Origin of the sequence: Shewanella sp. SW32 (genome assembly GCF_025653365.1) — a bacterium.
In the GTDB taxonomy this organism is placed as follows: Bacteria; Pseudomonadota; Gammaproteobacteria; order Enterobacterales; family Shewanellaceae; genus Shewanella; species Shewanella oncorhynchi.
Map to the genome: position 1 here is coordinate 1 of NZ_JAKKSJ010000053.1, position 19,346 is coordinate 19,346.

The window sequence follows — 19,346 nt, forward strand, 5'->3', positions numbered from 1 at the left end:
TGCGATAAGGCTATTCAATAAATTCCCTCATGTACGTAAAAAGCTATGGGGCAATAGCTTTTGGGCCAGAGGTTATTTTGTAGATACAGTAGGTGTTAATGAAGAAATCATTAGACGATATGTGCGCCATCAAGATAAACAAGATCAGGAACATGAGGCTCAATTGTCGTTGCAGATGATGTAGTTTTTGGAATAGCCCCTTCCAGGGGCAAGTCAAAGCCGCCTTCTAAGAAGGCGGATTCTTTACTATTTCTCAAAAGTTGTTCTTAAGCCGAAAGCCTATTAACGTCCAAGCCAAGCCGCTATTTTGCTTTTGTCACGAATGGATAGGGCGACAGTATCCTTAGGCGCGGCAGCAATAGTTAACCCACCCGTCATCAATTCATCCCGTCTAAACCAATGTAAATTCAACGATTCACCCAGCGGATACTGCTGTAGCTGCGCCTCAAATTGTCCTGAGACTTGTAGGTTATCCGCGGCAATTAACACATCACCTGCACTTAACCCTGCAAGGTGTGCAGGGCTGCCTTGGGTGACAGTCACGATTTTTAATCCAACAGGTGCTGCTTGGGTTTTCGCGCCGAATGCAATCTCATAACCTTTCGCTTGCCCGCCGCCCACATCTTGCGCACCTTGACTGGATCGAAGACTCAAGTTGACCCCAAATTCGGCGAGTAAAGCCGCTAACGGAATATCGTCCGTACTATCTAAGTAGGCAAACAGATCTTGGCAATCACGACCAAGGAGTCGTTCCACGATGGCTTGATGGCAAGTATCTGTGGTGCCTTTATCTTGCAGAGCATATTCCTGCCATAAAATCTGCATAACATGGTCGAGATTATATTTGCCCTGGGTTTCGCTGCGCAGGGTTAAATCTAAATACAGCGCAAACAGAGCCCCTTTAGTGTAATAACTGATGATGGCATTTTGTGCGTTTTCATCCTGCTTGTAGAACTTAGTCCAAGCATTAAAGCTTGAGTCCTTAACACTTTGTTTAAAGCGCCCCTGGCTGCGATAGACACGGGTGAAGGTCTCACTCAGCATATCTAAATAGCTTTGTTCATCTACCAGACCTGCACGATAGGTAAGAAAGTCATCGTAATAGGAGGTGATGCCTTCATAGGCCCATAATTGTGGCGTATAGGTTTCTGCCTCAAGTTTATAGGGTAAAAAGCATTCAGGCTTAATGCGCTTAACGTTCCAGCTGTGGAAATACTCGTGGCTGCACAGGGATAAATAAGTGCGATAGTCATTATTGATTGGCATATCTAGCGACAGCGGTAAGTCTTTGCGTGAACACATTAATGCAGTAGAAGCTCTGTGCTCTAAACCGCCAAAGCCATTGTCTAATACTGTGGTCATAAACAAATAATGTTTAAACGGTGCAGGCGTACCAAAGAAGTTAATCTGATACTCACAAATGGCCTTTAAATCTTGGCAGAGCCTTGGCATACAAGCACGGTGGCGACCATTGAGTACGATATCATGCCGCACGCCACAGGCATCAAAACTCCCTAAGGTGAATAAGCCCATTTCCACCGGATGATCGATGAGCTCGTCATAGCTTTTAGCTGAAAATTGGCCGAAGGCAAAATCGTCACCATTGGTGCGAGTCATGCTGGTAGCAAGGCGCCAGTCACTTAATGTTGGCTCTGTTGGTGGCTCTATAGAGACGGTGTGTAAAGAGTCTTCGAAACCATGGGCGGATAAAAACACGCTACTGCCGTTAAAGAAGCCGTGGGTCGTGTCCAAATGCGCGGTGCGCACCGACAGATCCCAAGCATACACTTGATAAGTCAGAATAATTTCGCTGCTATTATTGTCAATCGACCAAGTTTGCTTATCTAGTTGGGTGAGCTTAAGCGTTTGGCCTTGTGCATCTTGTGCCTTGAGTTCAATGATATTTTTGGCAAAGTCGCGCACCATATAACTGCCTGGCAGCCAAGCGGGTAGGCTAAAGACCTGCACTGGCTTGGGTTGTGATAATGTCATAGTGACAGCGAATAAATGGGCTTTCGGATCGACGGGGATTATCTGGTAATGGATCATATTTATCCTGCAAAACCTGAGTGTTTTAATGGTGGCCATGCTGCCAAAAATGCCTGCAACTGGCAAATGAAAAGCAAAATATCTGCAGACACAAAGTATTGAATTGCTAGTATACTATGCCAACTAACCCAAGGAGGACGCCCCATGGCCGAAGAAACGATTTTCAGCAAAATTATTCGTCGCGAAATTCCCGCGGATATTCTGTATCAAGATGAACTTGTGACTGCCTTTAGAGACATTTCCCCTAAGGCGCCAACCCATATTTTGATTGTGCCGAATCATTTGATCCCAACGGCGAACGACATGAAAGCCTCTGATGAGCCGGTGCTTGGCCGTATGATGACGGTTGCGGCTAAATTAGCGGCGGAAGCGGGTATCGCTAAAGATGGCTACCGACTGATCATGAACTGCAATCAACACGGTGGACAAGAAGTCTATCACATTCATTTCCACCTTGTGGGCGGGGAGCCTCTGGGGCCCATGTTGAGCCAAGGCAAATGAAGGTCAATTCGGATTTTTTCCCGCTGACCCAAATGGCGCAGCGGTTTGTGGATCAACTAGCCCAGTGTCGCCGTCTCGGTTTAACGGTACTGGAGGCGAGTGAGCACCATGTGTTGATTGAGTTGCCCTACAGCACTGAATTAATTGGGTATCCCGATACGGGCGTTATCCATGGTGGAGTGATCACTACCTTAATGGATACTGCCTGTGGCAGTGCAGTCGTGAGCGCTATTTTCCATAAATTCAAATTATTAGAAATATCACCTACGCTCGATTTGCGGGTGGACTACATGAAGCCCGCTCAGCCCCATAAGCCTGTATTTGGTTTTGCAGAATGCTATAAGTTGTCTTCTAATGTTGCCTTTACTCGGGCAATTGCTTACCAAGACAGTATCGACGATCCCATCGCCCATGCCGTCGGCTCTTTTATGCGGATAAGCCCTGAAATGGTTGGTGATGCCTTTAGGCAAGCGTTAATGGGTGAAGCCGTGCCTGCGATAGGAGAGAGTGATGAGCGCAAATAATTCGATACTAGATGCAGCCAGTACAACTCAAAACGCACAGGTTAAAGCGCCTATTGATGTGCAAGGGATAGTTAAACGCGCCACTGAACTTAATGATTTTGGCCATTTACTTGAGCACGTTCCCTATGCCAAATTTATTGGCATGAAGGTGGAGCGTTTTGGTGATGAACTGATTTTTAAATTGCCCGCTAAAGACGACAATATCGGTAATCCTGTGTTGCCCGCTATTCATGGCGGCGTGATTGCGGGCTTTATGGAAATGTCAGCGATAGTGCAGTTAATGGTATTTATGCAAACGGCAAAGGTGCCTAAAGTCGTTGATTTTTCAATCGACTATTTACGTGCAGGTCTGCACAAGGATAGTTTTGCTGAGTGTCGTATTACCCGTCAGGGTCGACGAGTCGCCAACGTGAATATTGATTGTTGGCAAACCAATCGTAAGCAGCTTATTGCTACGGCACGGGCACATTTTTTGATTGATTAATCTGATTAAGTTTAGATTGATGAAGCATGACTGATTCACTATTTTAGATTGAGAATGCTTTATTTAACCTATGTTATTAAGCATGAGTTCAGCACTGTTCGATTAGTTTGTCGTTTAATGGGAAATGATGCGCTAGCTGCGTATTTTGTGGCGTGACTAGGAGAAATATATGAAACAAGTTTATACAGGGTTATTACTGGCCGCAGCGCTTACCTTAGGTGCTTGTGCCTCACATACCGCAGGGATTTCAGTGAGCTCACTGGGTGAAACCCGCGTCGATAACTCCAGCTTTGCCAGAGATATTGCGGTACAGAGTGTGGATGCACGCCGAGTCGGTGATTTAGTGCAGGGCTCAGCGTTGATTGTTAGCAAATCCTCGTCCGATATGCGTGTGCAATATAAATTCACTTGGTACGATGCCAGCGGTTTTACTATCGAAGATGAAGCGACCAGCTGGAAATCGGTGAAATTACACGGTAAACAGCAATTGCAAGTCGGCGCTGTTGCACCTAATGCCCAAGTGGTTAAATTTGATGTATACGTGCGTGAAACCTTTTCAAACTAAGCTTGAGTTTACTTCTGTTTAGTTTATTCCGTGTTTAATTGATTTTTTGATATTAAACCCGTTTTAAAAAGGCTTACTTCTTTTAAGGAGTAAGCCTTTTTATTCTTTTTACATCAACGTTCAATGACCTTAAGGTCATTCAAATGTTATTAGCTTTCGTCTTTTTGACATTGAAAGTTGCGATAAATTACCCATTTTTAAGCAAAAAGGTTTACGGCAAGATGAAATCCGGACTTTAGTCCTAAATATATTCAGTGATTGAGCACTACTATCAGCATATTACCACATGAGGATAGAAAGATGACTGCTCATATTAATGCTCAACCTACTGATTTTGCTGAAACTGTTATTATGCCGGGTGATCCACTACGTGCTAAATATATCGCTGAAACCTATCTCACCGATGCCGTAGAAGTCACGAATGTTCGCAATATGCTTGGTTACACAGGCTTTTACCAAGGACAACGCATTTCCGTTATGGGGCATGGTATGGGTATTTCATCTATGGTGCTCTATGGCCATGAGCTGATTAATTATTTTGGCGTGAAACGCATTATTCGTATTGGCAGTTTAGGTGCAACACAAAAACATGTACAAATGCGAGATGTCATTTTAGCCCAAGCCGCAGGTACGGATTCACCTACTAACGCTAAGCGTAGTAGCGGCTACCAAATGGCGACTTCTGCGACCTTTTCTTTATTGCATAAAGCTTATACAACAGCGAATGAGAAAGGTATTAGTGTAAAAGTTGGTAATATCTTTAGTGGTGATCTTTATTACGATCCTGACGAAGATATGATCCCCGCACTTGAACGTTTTGGGGTATTAGGTATTGATATGGAAGTGGCGGGGCTTTATGGATTGTCACACCAACAAGGTATCGAATCATTAGCCATTTTAACGGTATCGGATCATTGTTTAACCGGTGAAGAAACTACGGCCGAAGAACGCCAACTCTCTTTTAATAATATGATCGAGCTCGCGTTAGAAACCGCCCTCAATTAGGTTTAAAGCCATCCTTTGAACCCTTAGCATTTCACTTATGGAATGACATAATGAATAATAAAATTACTTTAACAGCCATCAGTTTTCTCGCCAATTTTATTATGGCGGGCTTTGCGACCCAATTTGGGATGTTGATTGAACCCATAGCTGAGAAATTTGCCGCTAATGTTAACGAAGTTGCATCAATTTTTTCATTGCTTAATGGCGGTGCACTCGCGGGAACGATTGCAGCATTTTTCTTTATTGAAAAAATGGGTATCAAAAGAATGACCTTGATAAGTTACAGTCTGGTTGCTCTTTCTGCTCTGGCTTTACATCTAACCAGTTCCCTACAAGTTGTGATGGTAGCAATGACCTTAATTGGTTTTTGTGGCGGTATCGGTCTATGTATTGCTGGTACGATTGTGGTGTCTGTGTGGCAAGAGAAATTACAAAGCACAATGTTAGTGGTGCAAGATGCAACGTTTAATATTGCAGGCGTTATTTTTCCATTGATAACGACTTATGCATTAACAAATTCATTATCATGGAGTTATAGCTATTTAGCCGTAGGTTTAGTGGCGTTCGGTACAGTCATTATTACCTTGTTCACTCATTTCTCTATTTGCGAGCAATCTTCTACAACACAAGAGAAACAACAGTCTGAATGGAATCTCGGTATTATTAGTGGAGGTATTGGTTTATTTTTAGGAATGTTGGCTTTATATACTTTTTTAACTTGGGCACCTTTATTTGTAAAACAAAAATTTGATATTCCGTTTGAAGATGCCGGTAATATTATTACCCAGTATTGGTCCGCTGCGCTAATTGGGGCGTTAATTTCGACTGTGATTGTGACTCGTGTAAAAATTCACCATTTCTTAGTCGGTATTATTGCTTTAGCTATGGTGATCACCGCTGCCATTGTCAGTACCAATAATCTTAATTGGATAGCTTATTTAACCTATGGTTACGGTTTTGTGTGTGCCGCGCTTTATAATGCATTTATTGCTTATGGCGTGTCTTTTGTAAAAAAAGCCAGCAGCAAAAATGTGTCATATATTCTTATTAGCGGAAGTGCTGGGGCGATGTTTAGCCCAGCCATCAGTTCTTTCTTTGAACGTATTATCGGATTACAAACAGTGATGTATGTGATACCTCTGCTTTACGCAGCGATATTTATGCTATTGATCGTTTCAAGTCGGATGAAATCGGCTATGGAACAACACTCTCCATCGGTAAGTTAATTTACCTGTGCATCCATCCCACACTCGGTTGTTAAATTAAGTCGAGTGTGGGTTATGTTGAAAGCGGTTATATACCTGCTTCAACAAATTTCTTGAGTGCGTTGAGATCACAAATCCGAATGCCATCTTTTTTCCGCTCAATTAAGCCTCGTTCCTCAAGATTTTGTAGCGCCCGACGGTAGACTCGGTCGGTAGTACCAAATCGTTCAGCCTCTAAATAGCGTTTACTAAAGCCATCTACGGGCAAGTCATTTAAGTATTCATGGTAAATATCAAATGCCACGTTATAACTGATGGGATAGAGCAGTCGTCGAGTAAAAATATCCACTGTGTCTTGGTAGTCAATCGCAATTGCACTAGCGAAAAATAGCGCGAGTTGAGGATGCTGACCGAGGCAATGTTGTAGTTTTTCAGCGCTAATCAACATGATTTCTAAGGGTTCACTGGCAATAATGTCTAGTTGACAGTGGTACTGGGTGAAGAACTCCATTTCGCCAAACAGTTGTGAATCACAATCAATAGTACCTAATTGAAAACACCGACCATTTCTTGCGGTATGGCCGAGCGATACTCGACCTTGCTTTACCAATACAAGTGATGCCATCGCTTCCCCCTGCGTCATGAGGTGAGCGCCTTTTTTGAGCATTTTTATTTCGCTGATGCAGCTAAGTACAACCGCTTCAATAAGTGGATAGTCTTGCTCCCATCGCTGGCTATAACGTCCTTTCGATAAAGGTTTTAGCTGCATCGACTATTGTCCTCTTACTGTGTTCGAAATTGCGACCTTCTATAGCATTATCATAATAGGCGGTCAAATGGACGAAAGGATTTAGGCGGCTACTAAAGATATTTTCATCATACGGACTGAAGGGCAGTGGTTTTCGCGACATTTAATTGAATCGCAGAGATAAGAGTGCCCACTTTTTATTTCCGTCATGTATACTAGGCACCGCCAAGGGGTGTTTGTTGTGCATTAATGTTACTCTGATTTTAACGTTAACGGCTGCAAACTGAGATGTCATCTGACGAACCCTTAGAACCTGATCCGGCTAATACCGGCGTAGGAATGGGCCAATCAACAGCACACTTCTGAATCGCTTATTCGTTGCCGGATCTCAAACATTATATTTGAGGTCCTATGTCAAACCGTAAAACGTCAAACCATCAATCTCCATTTTCAACCGTATTGCCAAGCTTATTTTTAGCCCGAGCGCCGCTGGCGTTAGCCATCGCTGCAGCGCTGAGCACCCCTGTTTTTGCACAAACCGACGCTATTGACAGACCCGATCCCAGCACTGAGATGGAAGTCATGGTGGTGACGGCGGATTTTCGCAGTTCAAGCTTAGAAAAAATGCCCTCCAGCATTACCGTTATCGACAGTCAAAAAATTCAAGATGAAAGTGCGCAACACTTTGAAGATTTGCTTAATTCTATCGCCAATTTTAACTGGTCAGGTGGAAGCTCTCGGCCGAAATATTTTCAAATTCGCGGTGTAGGGGAGCAGGAGCAATACCAAGGCGCACCTAATTCTTCCGTGGGTTACATCATAGATGATATCGATTTATCCGGTATTGGCATGGTGTCGAGCATGTACGATTTACAGCAGGTCGAAGTGCTTCGTGGACCGCAGGGGACGCGTTATGGCGCGAATGCCTTAGCGGGATTGATTTATCTGAAGAGTAACGATCCAACTGATGTGTTTGAGCATGGCGGCGAAGTGTCGTTAGGCGATGATGATTTACGCACTTTTAGTGGTTTCAGTTCTGGCCCATTAACGGATTCTGGCAAGCTGCTTTATCGTGTGTCAATGCAGCAACATCAGCAAAATGGTTACCACGATAACTTGTATTTAGACCGTGATGATACCAATGGTCGCGATGAATTCAGCGGCCGCGCTAAGCTGCGCTGGTATGCGACAGATGATTTGCAGTTTGATTTAACTGTGCTGCATGCCGATTTTGATAATGGCTATGATGTCTGGAGTTTAACCAATTCACCAACCCAGACAACATCGGATCAACCGGGTGTTGATAGCCAGCGCACCACAGGCGCGGGTTTTAAAGCGACCTATTCCGGCGCAGAAAACTTCGAATTAACTTCGTTAACCTCTTTTGCGAATACCGATCACCATTACAGTTACGATGGCGATTGGTCGAACCCTGAGTATTGGGCTGGGAAGCAATGTGATATTTATGATGCCGATTGGAATTCAATAGGAAAGTTGCCTTGTGTGTATGATGCAACATGGTCAAAAGTTGGTGAAAGAAAAACGTTTACTCAAGAATTACGTCTTACTTCAAATGATGCAGGGAAAATATTTAACGAATCGACTGATTGGTTATTTGGCGTTTATTTTTCTAATTTGCAGGAAGACAACAGTCTGGTTGATTATGCAAAATATAGTAACGGTGGTTTGAATCCTAGCTTTAAAGAAAGAACTAAATATCTGGATTCAATATATGATGCGAAAAATTATGCGATATTTGGTCAACTCGATATCGATATGAGTCATGATTATTTACTGTCTCTTGGATTGAGATTAGAAAATCGCTCGAGTGATTATAGTGATACAAATCTGGATGCTTTTTCGCCCTCTGAAACTATGTGGGGTGGTCATCTCGCATTGAGTAAAGCACTGAGTGAACAGCATAATGCTTACATTCGCGTTGCCAGAGGATATAAAGCGGGTGGTTTTAATATGACACTTCCCGCTGATTTCAGTGATAAAAAAGAGTTTAATACGGAAACTTTATATAACTATGAATTAGGTCTTAAATCTGCATGGTTATCTGGCGCTCTTAGTACGAATGTTGCTATTTTTTATATGGATAGACAAGACCAGCAAGTATCTGCATCTAAACAAAATCCTGAAGATATAAGTGAGTTTATTCTTTTTGTAGATAATGCTGGAAGTTCAAAAAACTATGGTCTTGAAATTGATGCTAATTGGTACATCGATAGTAATTGGCATTTATATTCTAGCCTTGGCTATTTAAATACAGCCTATGGTGATTATCAGTATGAGGTGGGTGAAGATAAGTTTGTGGATTTAACTGGCCGCGATCTGGCCCATTCTCCACACGTTACCTACAGCCTTGGCGGGACTTATCGTGCTAATTCGGGTTGGTTTGCTAACCTGAATCTTAGCGGTAAGAGTGAATTCTATTATTCAGACAGCAATGAATCCCGCTCTGAACCCTACACTATCGTCAATGCTCGCGTAGGTTATGAGGCGAGCGCATGGTCGGCATATTTGTGGGGACGCAATCTGTTTAATGAAGAATACGGTGTACGTGGCTTTTATTTTGGCAATGAGCCAGATAACGGTTGGGCGGAAAAGCAATATATTCGTTACGGCGATCCGCGTCAGATTGGCGTAACCTTTAACGTTAAGTTTATGTAATAGCTCATTTTAAAGTGAGTATAATCATTTAAGTGTTAACTGAACTGTAGCCCAGTATTTGGGCTACAGCCTTACTTTAGAATATCAAGGAATTAAAATGAAACTGACCGCAGAAATTAGCATGTATCCCTTTAATGAAAATTACCTCGATCCTATCAAGTGGTTTATTGGCCGCGTGGATAGTTATCCCAATATCGAGCGCGTGACTAATGCGATGGCAACTCAAGTGTGCGGCGATTATTTAGATGTGATGACTATGCTAGCGACCGAGATGCAAGCGGCCCATGAGAAATGGGGCAAGGCAGTATTTGTGTGTAAGTTTATCGGTGGTGAGCTGAATTTAGCCCACAGCGAATAATGATTGACCGCCATGTAAGCGACAAATAGGCAATGAGAACAACACTATGACAGATTTATGGTTAACCTTGGTCGAGAGCGTTAATACGGCCTTTGGTGAAGTCCATGTGATGACCGTATGGGAAGCCCTCGCGGTATTGTTGGCGATGGCATATTTACTGCTGGCGATGAAGGCCAGTGTGTGGTGCTGGGCGGCGGCCTTTGCCAGTACCGCCATTTACACTGTGTTGTTTTGGAAGGTGTCGCTACTGATGGAGTCTGTGCTTAACGTCTATTACATGGCGATGGCGCTCTATGGATATTGGCTCTGGACCCAAGGTGGTGATAAGCATCAAGGAGTAAAAGTGACCACTTGGCCATTGAAAACCCATTTAAAGTTGATCGCAGCGACGGGTGTGATTTCGCTTTTGGTTGGTCACGGTATGGCGACATATACCCAAGCCGCATTCCCGTATCTAGATGCGGCGACAACCTGTTTCGCCGTGATGACGACTTATTTAGTGGCAAAAAAGGTACTTGAGAATTGGCTTTATTGGGTAGTTATCGACATAGTGTCGATTTACCTTTATCTCAGCAAAGGCTTGATGCTGACATCCTTGTTATTCGTGCTTTATGTGGGTCTGGCGGTCGTGGGGTATTTCCTGTGGCGAACCGCGTTAGCCGACGCCCGTGAAGCTAATACCTTGAAGTTACTCAGTTAATGCTCGATATAAACGTCTCGATGCAGCGCTCAGCAGGCGAGCCATTCAAAGCACTTTACCCCATACTCAAAAGTGCAGGGCTAGTTAACGTGTTAAGTATTCATGAGCTTGCGGGCGGCTTAAGTAATCACAACTATAAAATCACTATGCCCACAGGCAGTTATGTGCTGCGGGTGAATGCGGATGCGGCGGACAGTTTTTGCAACCGCCAGCAGGAGCGTTTTTACTGGCAGCAATTGGCTCAAGCTAAACTTGCTCCTGAACTGTTGTGGGTGAGCGAAGATGAGCGTTATTACCTCAGTGATTTTATTGAAAGTGATTATATTGAAAGTGACGATATTGAAAACGAAGGCTTAATTCACTGGCCAGCGTTAGAGCGCCAAACGAGTGCTGCTGATTTTGTGCTGGGGCAATCGGCGTTTAATTATTTACAGTATCCGGCAGCAGAACAAGAAACGCATCCCAACCAAGCCCATTGTTTGCTATTGGCGTTATTGCTGCAATTACGCGATCTGCCTACAGGGCCTTATGCTATTAGTATCACTGAGCAGTGGCAGGAATATCACCAGCAAATGCTTGCCTATCAGGCTTCTGCAACATTTAGTGAGCCAGTATTAAGGCGTGTTGTGTCATTGAAGCAGGGTAGTGATATTGGTGATAGCAATACTCACGATTGGAACGAGCGGATGGCTAAGCTGCTTGCAATTCAAATTGAAATCAAACATTGGTGTGATGAGTTAGCAGCCTGCATAATCAAGCCACAGTTTTGCCATCGCGATCTTAATCCCCATAATTTGTTACTTAAAAATAACCGCTTGTGTTGTATCGATTTTGAGTATGCGACGGCGTCGCATCCACTGTGTGAGTTGGCTGTAGTGTTAGCGACCCATGCGTTAACGCCCTATCAGCAAAGTGTGTTGGTGAAACAGTATCTGAGTGGACACCCTTATGTTACTGCACAAGCCGTAACGGCAGTGCCTGCCGCTATTGACATGTATTGGGTATTTGCTTGTTACTGGGCATTATTGATGGCAGCGCAAACAGAACCCAGTCGTAGCGCCGACTACCTTGCTTGGTTTGATTGCTTCTGGCCGCTGATCACCCCCAAATAGCCATTATTGCGTGTGCTTAGTTTCCATCTGATGATAATGGCTCATTCCCTTATGGCATTGACCGCTCGATTGGTGGGACATGCGGGTAGAACATACTGAAAACCTTTATTAGACAAACTTGTTTGATATAAAAAGCAACTTTATATAGTCTCAAGCGTCTTATTAGCAACAATTCTAGGATGGATTATTCAGTATGAAAAAAGGCGTGATGCTACTTGTGTGTCTCTTAGGCTTAAGCGCCTGCTCCACTAAATTCAGTTACCATTTCCTCGACTGGGCCATCGGCTGGGAGCAAGAGGATTATGTTACCTTAGATAAATCTCAGCAAAAGGCATTCGATTCCCTCATTGAAAAATTTGTCATTTGGCACCAATCCAAAGAGTTAGCTCATTATGTGGTGCAATTGACCGAAGTCGAAAGCCTCATAAAAACCAATACGTTAACGCCAGTGCTATGGGCAGATCATGTGAATATTGCTAAGCGGCATTGGTTTCGATTGTTTGAGTTCGCCTTGCCCGAGCTTCTACCTATCATAATGTCTTTGTCCGATGAACAGGTGAAGCAGATCCTCACAAAATTACGGGAGGAAGAGCAGGAGCTCGTTAAAGAATTTGCGGGTAAAACCCCTGAACAGTTACAAAAAGATGCCGATGAAAACCTTCAAACCCAATTTGATGATTGGCTTGGAAGTGTAACTGCGGAGCAAAAAGTGCTTATTCACCAATATAATCAACAGCGTTTATCCACCTTAGATATGTGGCTTGAGTACAGACACGAATGGTTACGCCAGTTTGAAGTTGCATTGGGTCAGCGCGCCGATAAAACATTATTAACCGAGCGTTTGACCTTGCTGATGACGCAGCCCGATGAGCTTAAGTCAGAACAACATAAAGTGTTTTTACGTAAAAATACTGAGGCATTCGGGACTTTGCTGCTGGCGCTGAATGCGAGCTTATCGGAGCAGCAGTCTAAGCATTTTTATAAAAAGTTAGGTGGGCTCATTCAAGATCTCAAGGAACTGAATCAGGAAGCGATTGAAAAAGAAGCCTAGGCAATGAAAGATTTATTACCTTGCTAGGGTCTATTCCTGCAAGCCAATAAATCAGCCAACTAACTACTAATAGAGACCTTATGCCACTCGTATCCCTTTATCAGAAACTGCTCAATATGAGCCGCTATTTCGAAGGCTTAGTGCCATTAGCCCTTAGGATTTACCTTGCACCTGTGTTAATGCAAGCAGGCTATAACAAGCTCGCTCACTTTGAAGATACGGTTGCTTGGTTTGCCAATCCCGATTGGGGTTTAGGCCTGCCAATGCCGGCGGTAATGGCAGGACTGGCGGCGGGAACTGAGTTCTTTGGTGCTATCTTGTTACTGCTTGGGCTCGCGACGCGACTGATTTCAATCCCTTTAATGGTCACTATGTTGGTCGCCGCATTGACTGTGCATTGGCCAAATGGTTGGTTAGCGATTGCCGATGGTAGTTCTTGGCTTGCGAATGACAGAGTGATTGAGGCAGGGGATAAACTGATAAAAGCCAAAGAGTTATTGCAGGAGCACGGTAACTATGACTGGCTGACCAGTTCAGGTAATTTTGCTGTGCTTAATAATGGTATTGAGTTTGCGATCACCTATTTTATTATGTTGTTGGCGCTTTTTACCTTAGGCGGTGGTCGTTACACTAGCCTAGATTATTTCATCGCTAAGCGCTGTGGGATTAAGTAAGTCTTTCTCAAGCGGGCCAATTGTTAACTGCATCAGATTTTCAAGCGCATTTAATTTTGCAGCCCACTCGATTGTTAAGTGCACTCAACAAGTTAAATCCCACTCAAGCGGTGGGATTTTTTTATGCCTCTTTGTCAGCAATTTGCTATGCTTGAGCGCAATTTATATCGAACTAGGATAAGAACTTGGACGCTATTGAACTTTTACTCACTCGCCAATCAACCCCACGATTAACTGCTCCTGCTCCAGATGCGAGTCAATTAAAAATCATCTTAGATGCTGCCATTCGTGTGCCAGATCATGGCGCTTTAGCGCCATGGGAATTTATTATTGCCGTAGGAAAAGGGTTAGATACCTTGGCAGATATCTTTGTTGAGGCAGCGAAAGCGAGCGGCGCCGATGAGGATTTTGTCAATAAAGCTAAGGGCATGCCAATGCGCGCGCCTATGGTGATTACTGTCGTGGCGAAAACGCAGCAACATTCCAAGGTCCCCGTACTTGAACAGCTCATTGCAGCGGGTTGTGCGACCATGGCGATGCAGCAGGCTGCCTTTGCCTTAGGTTTAGGTGCAGTGTGGCGTACAGGGGATTTTGCCTTTGATGCGAATGTGAATATTGCTTTAGGTCTTGAGCCACACGATCAAATTGTCGGCTTTTTGTATGTGGGGACGCCAGCCGTTACCGCTCCCAAGAAACCGCAAAAGGACGGCAGTCAGTACGTCCGTTATTTATAAATCCGCCTCTTTTTTTAGTGGAGAAATTCTATGCAAGTTGCGCGTACTCCTAGACTCATCCTGCGGCAGTTAACCCCAGCCGACGCTTCTTTTATGTTAGTCTTGCTCAATAGCCAAGGCTTTATAGAGAATATCGGGGATAGAGGAGTACGCACACTTGTGCAGGCTAAGGATTATATCGTCAATGGACCGATGAAAAGTTATGCCGAGTGCGGTTTTGGTTTTTATGCTGTAGTGCTTGCCGAGAATGGATTCACCATTGGCATCTGCGGTTTAATCAAACGGCCGACACTGGACAATGTCGATATAGGTTATGCTTTTTTGCCGCAATATTGGGGCAAGGGCTATGCATTCGAAGCGGCTAAAGCCGCTTTTGACTTAGGTAAAAGTTTAGGTATTGAGCGTATTGTCGCGATTGTTAGCAGCCATAATAGTGCTTCAAAAGCTTTGCTGAACAAACTTGGATTACACTTTGAGCGTTGTTTGCAGCTTAGTGATCATGATGCGCCTGTTGAACTGTTTGGCCAACCTTAACGTATTGTTTATATAGGTTTTTATTTTATTGTAATTCCGTCTTCTTTATTCTAGAATTTCGCAAATTTTATCGTTGAGATATGGCAATCATATCTCTTATCGACGCCCCTCGAAAATCAGGCTCACTTAATCCCTCCTTGAGCCCTTGAGTACAGCAAAAGCGTAGCCCTTTTTTGGATGTAGCATAATGGTTTCGCAATTAAGTGAAGCAATGCTGGACGTGATCGCTGATGCCTTGGTAGACAAAGGCTATATCTTTTTATCTGACTTAGTTCCTTCCTGTATTAGCCAAGTACTATTGGAAAAAATTCAATCAACTGAAATATATGAATTAAAAGCTGCCTCTATCGGTCGAGGTTCTGAACAGCACTTAAATCCAGACATTCGCCGTGACAGAATACAGTGGCTAGAAGAGCAAAATGAGCCTGATGCCCAGTATCTTGAGTTGATGACACAACTCAAAAATGGCTTGAATCGTCGCTTGTTTATGGGCTTATTCGATTATGAAAGCCACTATGCGGTATATCAGCCTGGGGCCTTTTATAAAAAACATGTTGATGCGCTAAAAGGCAGCCAAAATCGTATTTTAACCACAGTGTTTTTCTTAAATCCCGACTGGAAAGCGGCAGATTGTGGTGAGTTGATTATCTATGATGAAGCCGATATTGAGATTGAGCGCATCGCGCCTAAAATGGGCCATTTTGTGATTTTCCTCAGTGAGCGTTTTCCCCATGAAGTGACTAAAACCTTGGCCCAGCGTAATAGCATTGCGGGCTGGTTTAGGGTCAGTAACAGCGTGCATGGTTTTTAACTTTAGCTTTTAACTTCACCAGATAACAAACGCCTAAATGCTGCCCACAGGTTTAGGTGTTTTTGCTCTCGATTGCCGCTTTTGGTCATCGTCATCATCAATCACGAATCACCAATCACTTATCGCGACTGCGCAATGTCATTGGCTATTTCTCGGATATTGATTGGCCATATCACGGCGTGTTCTTCCGCAGCAGTATTTATTCCAACCTGTTTTAACTGCCTTCTACTCATTTTTTCAATTTTTTTTACATTCTTAAGCTTTAGGTAATCTAAGCCGCCAACAATGGAATGAATTTGTCCAATCATGCTGAAAATAGGGTGTTTTTTTATTCTCGTTTAATGTTAGGCTAGATAGAAATGTGCGCTACAACACACTTTTCTATCATCTAACGGAGGCGATACTGTGGGCTGTGAAGATAACTTAGGTTGTTTAAGTGGTGAGCATATTGTACTTGAGCCCTTATCTTTGTCCCATGTGGCGGCATTGAGTCTAGCCGTGACAGATGGTCAACTTTGGCGTTTATGGTTTACCAGTGTCCCTGAGCCAACTGAGATGAAGCTCTATGTGGCTAAAGCACTCGAAGAAAAAGCGCGGGGCCTGAGTTTTCCCTTTGCGGTGCGGGATAGAGTGTCAGGGGAAATCGTCGGATGCACGCGAATTTGCAACTGGGAGTTTGATAATCGCCGTCTTGAGATTGGATACACTTGGTATGCTAAACGTGCCCAGCGCACTGGGATTAATACTGAAGCTAAACTGCTGTTATTGACCTTTGCTTTTGAAACTTTAGACGCCATTGCCGTTGAGTTTCGTACTCACTGGCATAATCAAGCTTCGAGACAAGCCATTACAAGACTGGGCGCTAAGCAAGATGGTGTATTGCGAAATCATAAGATTCTTAAGGACGGTACGATCCGCGATACCGTGGTGTATTCCATTATTGATACCGAGTGGCCAACGGTGAAAAACAGTCTGCAATTTCGATTGCGACAACGACCGCCATCACTCTAATGATAAATAGGAAAAGCCCATGGCAAGCATCATAACTCGAGTAGATGTGACTCATGTCCATGAGGTTGCAGTGTTATTCAATGAGTACCGACAGTTTTATGGGCGTAGGGATGATCTCGCGGCTGCGGAGCAGTTTATTCATTCAAGAGTGTCAGATGGCTCATCAGTGATATTTATAGCCAAAGATAATCAAGGGCTTGGATTAGGTTTTGTTCAAATGTATCCCAGTTTTTCATCGTTACGTTTGGCCCCTATGTTGATCCTCAATGATGTGTATGTGACTCAACATGCCCGATGTGTCGGTATTGGGCGGGCATTAGTGCTACAGGCCGCCAGTTATGCCAAAGCGCATAATATGAGTTATTTGATGTTAGAAACACAGCAAAAAAACCAGCGTGCGCAGGGCTTGTATGAAGGTTTAGGGTTTGTGCGTAACCAAGATTTTTATATCTACGAACTTGAGCTCCACCGAGGGCTTGAGTAGGTTTATTTATGGCGATTAAAAGGAAAAATAACATGTTAACTCAGGTAAAAACGTTAGTATTAGGTGGTTTAGTCTTAAGTGCCAGTACTGCAGTTTGGGCTGATGAAGCAGAAAAAGCGTTTAGTAAAGAAGCCATTGAATGTGCCGCTTACTATCAAATTAGCTCAGAAGCCATTGGGGCGATGAATGCACCGCAAATGCAGGCCGTGGGTGAGCGTTTAAAAAGTTCTAAAATTGAGTCTGAGAATTTAGCTAAGAAATACAGCTCTGAAGCAGAGGTCACTCAAGCGGTTGCCGATGCTAAAGCCCGTCAAATCGAAAGCTTAGGTGGGTCAAGCAACTTAGGTGCGTTAATGGGTAAATATAAAGAAGAATGTAAAAACCTGTTAGCCGATCCACAAAAGCGTTTAAATTATTGGACTATGGCGACGATGTAATCGTAGGTTTTAGTCAGGGTAATCGTTTACGGATTGTGAAGAGAAGGAGCCTGATGGCTCCTTTTTTGCGTTAAAGTACAAGCACTAAGGAGCAGATGGAGCATTCATATTGAGTCGGTTTCCCCATAGATTTTAGCCCCGTTTGGTTTAGGGGCTTAGAACCAAGTTGCTTATTTTCGCTCGGCTGAAACTCAACCGCAGTTTTTAGGGTCTTAGTTACATGGTCAAGTATTTAAGCCTTGGGTTTAAATTCTCCTCAGTTTTAAATTCTTAGTTCAGTTTACGATATTCAAAGATAATCAAATATGAGTACTAAATAGGAGCACTATGGTATTAACAATAATGGCAGCGACTGTTTTGAGTGCTGGAGTCTGTGGCTACCATTTAATCTATGGTAAGCGGGTTTTATTGGCGCCGCTCTTGAAGGCGAATGTGTTACAGCAAAGCAAGCAAATGCTACTGTGCTTATTTCACTGCCAATCGGTATTTTTTGTGGTTTCAACGGCTGCACTTTTAGCCTGTGCACTTAAGGTGATCCCTGGGATGTATGCCTTTAGCCTGTTGTTATTCCTCGGGATGAACTACGGGATCTTTGCGATTTGGCAGTTTTATATTGCCACTCTGAGTCCACCAAATAGTGGCCAGATGATCATAGTGCAAGCGCTGATTTTCTTACTCATTGGTATTTTGGCTATGCTAGGGCCACTCTTGTCTGCCGCGTAAATTGCTCATGAGAACTTGATAAATCATCGCGATTGAAGCGTCAGAGTTTGAAAAAATAAACAGCGAATTATGGGGTTAATTGAATACCGTATTGGGCGGCGAGTTCAGCGAGCTTACCATTATTGATGAGCAGTTCAATCCAGTGTGAGAGCCTTTTGCTATCGAGCTGTGAACTGGGGTTGAGTAAAATGCCATTGGCGTATTTTTGGTCCCATTCATCTGATATTAAAAGTAATTTTCTCTCTTCTGGATGAACCTTTAAATAATACTGTAAGTAAGAGTTCGTCACGGGCGCTATGTCGGCGCGTTCACGTAGAATGCTTTCGATAGAGGCGTTATTGTGACTGACGAACAAGGGACGAAATTGCTTTGCCAGCGTATTCGCATCGGTTTCAAAGTGGGCAAACTGGTAGTGATATCCTTTGATGAACGCAATTGACTTGTTGGTTAAGTTTTTGAAATAGCTTTGGTTATGAGCTTTAGTTTTAAGTGCAATAAAGACTTCACCATCTATCATATGTAGCGGAATAAACTGAGTCGCTATTTTTTGCCATCCCCAAGCGGGATTCTCAAAGAGCATCATGTCGAAGCGACCTAAGGAATAGGCTTTATATCTGTGCTTAATACTGGTGACGGCAAATTTAAAGACCACTTCTTGTTGTACTTGATTTAATGCATTAATGATATCGAGTGTGAGACCTGTGTAACGGCCGTCTTGTTGTTGATGGACATAGGGAGCAAATTGATAACCACCGACATGAATTGTCGGAATTGACTCGGGAATCGCTGGCGACTGAACTTTATCTTGGGCGATAGCCGCGGTAAATGCGCTAATGCTTAAGGCTAAACAAAAGAGTAGACGACACAACTGGCTCAATATCATAGTCACCCTTGTTATTTTTAGCATGAATGATTTTTTACAAGTATACACAATTTAATTTGTTCAATGCTGTCGATAAA

The 19,346-nt window shown here is 43.4% G+C and carries 22 protein-coding genes, 1 pseudogene and 1 riboswitch; of the genes and pseudogenes, 20 read left to right on the top strand and 3 right to left on the bottom strand.

Going from position 1 to position 19,346, the window contains the following annotated elements; genetic code table 11:
* Positions 1-184 (top strand): annotated as a pseudogene (gene tnpA / locus L5M28_RS21605) (IS200/IS605-like element ISSod23 family transposase); the annotation flags it as partial.
* A gap of 98 nt (positions 185-282) precedes the next feature.
* On the opposite strand, the gene L5M28_RS21610 reads toward tnpA, so the two are convergent.
* Entirely contained in the window at positions 283-2,049 is a 1,767-nt protein-coding gene (locus L5M28_RS21610; RefSeq protein ID WP_263198370.1) for a M61 family metallopeptidase, read from the bottom strand.
* A gap of 144 nt (positions 2,050-2,193) precedes the next feature.
* On the opposite strand from L5M28_RS21610, the gene hinT reads away from it, so the two are divergent.
* From hinT to tsgA, 6 genes are all read left to right on the top strand, one after another.
* Positions 2,194-2,550 carry a purine nucleoside phosphoramidase gene (gene hinT / locus L5M28_RS21615; RefSeq protein ID WP_006081303.1) on the top strand — a complete coding sequence of 119 codons (357 nt, stop codon included), beginning with the start codon at positions 2,194-2,196 and terminating at the stop codon, positions 2,548-2,550.
* Positions 2,547-3,074, top strand: coding sequence for a PaaI family thioesterase (locus tag L5M28_RS21620; protein ID WP_263198368.1), 528 nt, complete (start codon positions 2,547-2,549; stop codon positions 3,072-3,074). The genes hinT and L5M28_RS21620 overlap by 4 nt, the downstream gene beginning before the upstream one ends.
* On the top strand, positions 3,061-3,558 hold the full coding sequence (locus L5M28_RS21625; RefSeq protein WP_168823948.1) for a PaaI family thioesterase: 498 nt from the start codon (positions 3,061-3,063) through the stop codon (positions 3,556-3,558). The genes L5M28_RS21620 and L5M28_RS21625 overlap by 14 nt, the downstream gene beginning before the upstream one ends.
* Before the next feature lie 169 nt (positions 3,559-3,727).
* Entirely contained in the window at positions 3,728-4,123 is a 396-nt protein-coding gene (locus tag L5M28_RS21630; protein WP_028760301.1) for a YcfL family protein, read from the top strand.
* Between the two features lie 300 nt (positions 4,124-4,423).
* Positions 4,424-5,128 (top strand): purine-nucleoside phosphorylase, encoded by a 705-nt coding sequence (gene deoD / locus L5M28_RS21635; RefSeq protein ID WP_012196924.1) that lies wholly within the window; start codon positions 4,424-4,426, stop codon positions 5,126-5,128.
* A gap of 50 nt (positions 5,129-5,178) precedes the next feature.
* A complete protein-coding gene (tsgA, locus tag L5M28_RS21640) occupies positions 5,179-6,354 on the top strand; it encodes an MFS transporter TsgA (RefSeq protein WP_219252759.1) in 1,176 nt (391 codons plus the stop codon).
* A 67-nt stretch (positions 6,355-6,421) separates the two neighbouring features.
* On the opposite strand, the gene L5M28_RS21645 is transcribed toward tsgA, so the two are convergent.
* On the bottom strand, positions 6,422-7,102 hold the full coding sequence (locus tag L5M28_RS21645) for a Crp/Fnr family transcriptional regulator (protein ID WP_012196926.1): 681 nt from the start codon (positions 7,100-7,102) through the stop codon (positions 6,422-6,424).
* A 197-nt stretch (positions 7,103-7,299) separates the two neighbouring features.
* A riboswitch (TPP riboswitch) is annotated at positions 7,300-7,438 on the top strand.
* Positions 7,439-7,492: 54 nt separating this feature from the next.
* Here L5M28_RS21645 and L5M28_RS21650 point away from each other — a divergent pair.
* From L5M28_RS21650 to L5M28_RS21710, 13 genes are all read left to right on the top strand, one after another.
* Complete coding sequence (locus tag L5M28_RS21650) at positions 7,493-9,757, top strand: TonB-dependent receptor (protein ID WP_263198367.1); 2,265 nt, start codon at positions 7,493-7,495, stop codon at positions 9,755-9,757.
* A gap of 97 nt (positions 9,758-9,854) precedes the next feature.
* Complete coding sequence (locus tag L5M28_RS21655; RefSeq protein WP_028760297.1) at positions 9,855-10,115, top strand: hypothetical protein; 261 nt, start codon at positions 9,855-9,857, stop codon at positions 10,113-10,115.
* A gap of 46 nt (positions 10,116-10,161) precedes the next feature.
* A complete protein-coding gene (pnuC, locus tag L5M28_RS21660; RefSeq protein ID WP_028760296.1) occupies positions 10,162-10,815 on the top strand; it encodes a nicotinamide riboside transporter PnuC in 654 nt (217 codons plus the stop codon).
* Positions 10,815-11,927: a phosphotransferase gene (locus tag L5M28_RS21665; protein WP_263204390.1), complete on the top strand. Its 1,113-nt coding sequence runs from the start codon at positions 10,815-10,817 to the stop codon at positions 11,925-11,927. Before pnuC ends, L5M28_RS21665 begins: the two co-directional genes overlap by 1 nt.
* A gap of 193 nt (positions 11,928-12,120) precedes the next feature.
* Positions 12,121-12,978, top strand: coding sequence for a DUF6279 family lipoprotein (locus L5M28_RS21670; RefSeq protein ID WP_263204391.1), 858 nt, complete (start codon positions 12,121-12,123; stop codon positions 12,976-12,978).
* Positions 12,979-13,058: 80 nt separating this feature from the next.
* The gene (locus L5M28_RS21675) at positions 13,059-13,652 is read left to right on the top strand and encodes a DoxX family protein (protein WP_263204392.1); all 594 of its coding nucleotides are present in this window, start codon (positions 13,059-13,061) and stop codon (positions 13,650-13,652) included.
* A gap of 185 nt (positions 13,653-13,837) precedes the next feature.
* Positions 13,838-14,386 carry an NAD(P)H nitroreductase gene (locus L5M28_RS21680; protein ID WP_173496563.1) on the top strand — a complete coding sequence of 183 codons (549 nt, stop codon included), beginning with the start codon at positions 13,838-13,840 and terminating at the stop codon, positions 14,384-14,386.
* Between the two features lie 30 nt (positions 14,387-14,416).
* Positions 14,417-14,920 carry a GNAT family N-acetyltransferase gene (locus L5M28_RS21685; protein ID WP_263199091.1) on the top strand — a complete coding sequence of 168 codons (504 nt, stop codon included), beginning with the start codon at positions 14,417-14,419 and terminating at the stop codon, positions 14,918-14,920.
* A gap of 187 nt (positions 14,921-15,107) precedes the next feature.
* A complete protein-coding gene (locus L5M28_RS21690) occupies positions 15,108-15,731 on the top strand; it encodes a 2OG-Fe(II) oxygenase (protein ID WP_028760290.1) in 624 nt (207 codons plus the stop codon).
* A gap of 405 nt (positions 15,732-16,136) precedes the next feature.
* Positions 16,137-16,742, top strand: a complete 606-nt coding sequence (locus L5M28_RS21695; protein WP_263204393.1) for a GNAT family N-acetyltransferase — start codon at positions 16,137-16,139, stop codon at positions 16,740-16,742.
* A 19-nt stretch (positions 16,743-16,761) separates the two neighbouring features.
* Positions 16,762-17,226 (top strand): GNAT family N-acetyltransferase, encoded by a 465-nt coding sequence (locus L5M28_RS21700; RefSeq protein WP_028760288.1) that lies wholly within the window; start codon positions 16,762-16,764, stop codon positions 17,224-17,226.
* A 32-nt stretch (positions 17,227-17,258) separates the two neighbouring features.
* Entirely contained in the window at positions 17,259-17,663 is a 405-nt protein-coding gene (locus L5M28_RS21705; protein ID WP_105252762.1) for a hypothetical protein, read from the top strand.
* A gap of 327 nt (positions 17,664-17,990) precedes the next feature.
* Positions 17,991-18,386 (top strand): hypothetical protein, encoded by a 396-nt coding sequence (locus L5M28_RS21710; RefSeq protein ID WP_263204394.1) that lies wholly within the window; start codon positions 17,991-17,993, stop codon positions 18,384-18,386.
* Positions 18,387-18,453: 67 nt separating this feature from the next.
* Here the strand turns inward: L5M28_RS21710 and L5M28_RS21715 are convergent, their stop codons facing one another.
* Complete coding sequence (locus L5M28_RS21715; protein WP_263204395.1) at positions 18,454-19,269, bottom strand: substrate-binding periplasmic protein; 816 nt, start codon at positions 19,267-19,269, stop codon at positions 18,454-18,456.
* Positions 19,270-19,346: the final 77 nt, after the last annotated feature.

What these genes read in the sequence shown, in the direction of transcription:
- L5M28_RS21610 (WP_263198370.1), bottom strand. Translation starts at nt 2,049, where the DNA reads ATGATCCATTACCAGATAATCCCCGTCGATCCGAAAGCCCATTTATTC.
- hinT (WP_006081303.1), top strand. Translation starts at nt 2,194, where the DNA reads ATGGCCGAAGAAACGATTTTCAGCAAAATTATTCGTCGCGAAATTCCC.
- L5M28_RS21620 (WP_263198368.1), top strand. Translation starts at nt 2,547, where the DNA reads ATGAAGGTCAATTCGGATTTTTTCCCGCTGACCCAAATGGCGCAGCGG.
- L5M28_RS21625 (WP_168823948.1), top strand. Translation starts at nt 3,061, where the DNA reads ATGAGCGCAAATAATTCGATACTAGATGCAGCCAGTACAACTCAAAAC.
- L5M28_RS21630 (WP_028760301.1), top strand. Translation starts at nt 3,728, where the DNA reads ATGAAACAAGTTTATACAGGGTTATTACTGGCCGCAGCGCTTACCTTA.
- deoD (WP_012196924.1), top strand. Translation starts at nt 4,424, where the DNA reads ATGACTGCTCATATTAATGCTCAACCTACTGATTTTGCTGAAACTGTT.
- tsgA (WP_219252759.1), top strand. Translation starts at nt 5,179, where the DNA reads ATGAATAATAAAATTACTTTAACAGCCATCAGTTTTCTCGCCAATTTT.
- L5M28_RS21645 (WP_012196926.1), bottom strand. Translation starts at nt 7,102, where the DNA reads ATGCAGCTAAAACCTTTATCGAAAGGACGTTATAGCCAGCGATGGGAG.
- L5M28_RS21650 (WP_263198367.1), top strand. Translation starts at nt 7,493, where the DNA reads ATGTCAAACCGTAAAACGTCAAACCATCAATCTCCATTTTCAACCGTA.
- L5M28_RS21655 (WP_028760297.1), top strand. Translation starts at nt 9,855, where the DNA reads ATGAAACTGACCGCAGAAATTAGCATGTATCCCTTTAATGAAAATTAC.
- pnuC (WP_028760296.1), top strand. Translation starts at nt 10,162, where the DNA reads ATGACAGATTTATGGTTAACCTTGGTCGAGAGCGTTAATACGGCCTTT.
- L5M28_RS21665 (WP_263204390.1), top strand. Translation starts at nt 10,815, where the DNA reads ATGCTCGATATAAACGTCTCGATGCAGCGCTCAGCAGGCGAGCCATTC.
- L5M28_RS21670 (WP_263204391.1), top strand. Translation starts at nt 12,121, where the DNA reads ATGAAAAAAGGCGTGATGCTACTTGTGTGTCTCTTAGGCTTAAGCGCC.
- L5M28_RS21675 (WP_263204392.1), top strand. Translation starts at nt 13,059, where the DNA reads ATGCCACTCGTATCCCTTTATCAGAAACTGCTCAATATGAGCCGCTAT.
- L5M28_RS21685 (WP_263199091.1), top strand. Translation starts at nt 14,417, where the DNA reads ATGCAAGTTGCGCGTACTCCTAGACTCATCCTGCGGCAGTTAACCCCA.
- L5M28_RS21690 (WP_028760290.1), top strand. Translation starts at nt 15,108, where the DNA reads ATGGTTTCGCAATTAAGTGAAGCAATGCTGGACGTGATCGCTGATGCC.
- L5M28_RS21700 (WP_028760288.1), top strand. Translation starts at nt 16,762, where the DNA reads ATGGCAAGCATCATAACTCGAGTAGATGTGACTCATGTCCATGAGGTT.
- L5M28_RS21705 (WP_105252762.1), top strand. Translation starts at nt 17,259, where the DNA reads ATGTTAACTCAGGTAAAAACGTTAGTATTAGGTGGTTTAGTCTTAAGT.
- L5M28_RS21710 (WP_263204394.1), top strand. Translation starts at nt 17,991, where the DNA reads ATGGTATTAACAATAATGGCAGCGACTGTTTTGAGTGCTGGAGTCTGT.
- L5M28_RS21715 (WP_263204395.1), bottom strand. Translation starts at nt 19,269, where the DNA reads ATGATATTGAGCCAGTTGTGTCGTCTACTCTTTTGTTTAGCCTTAAGC.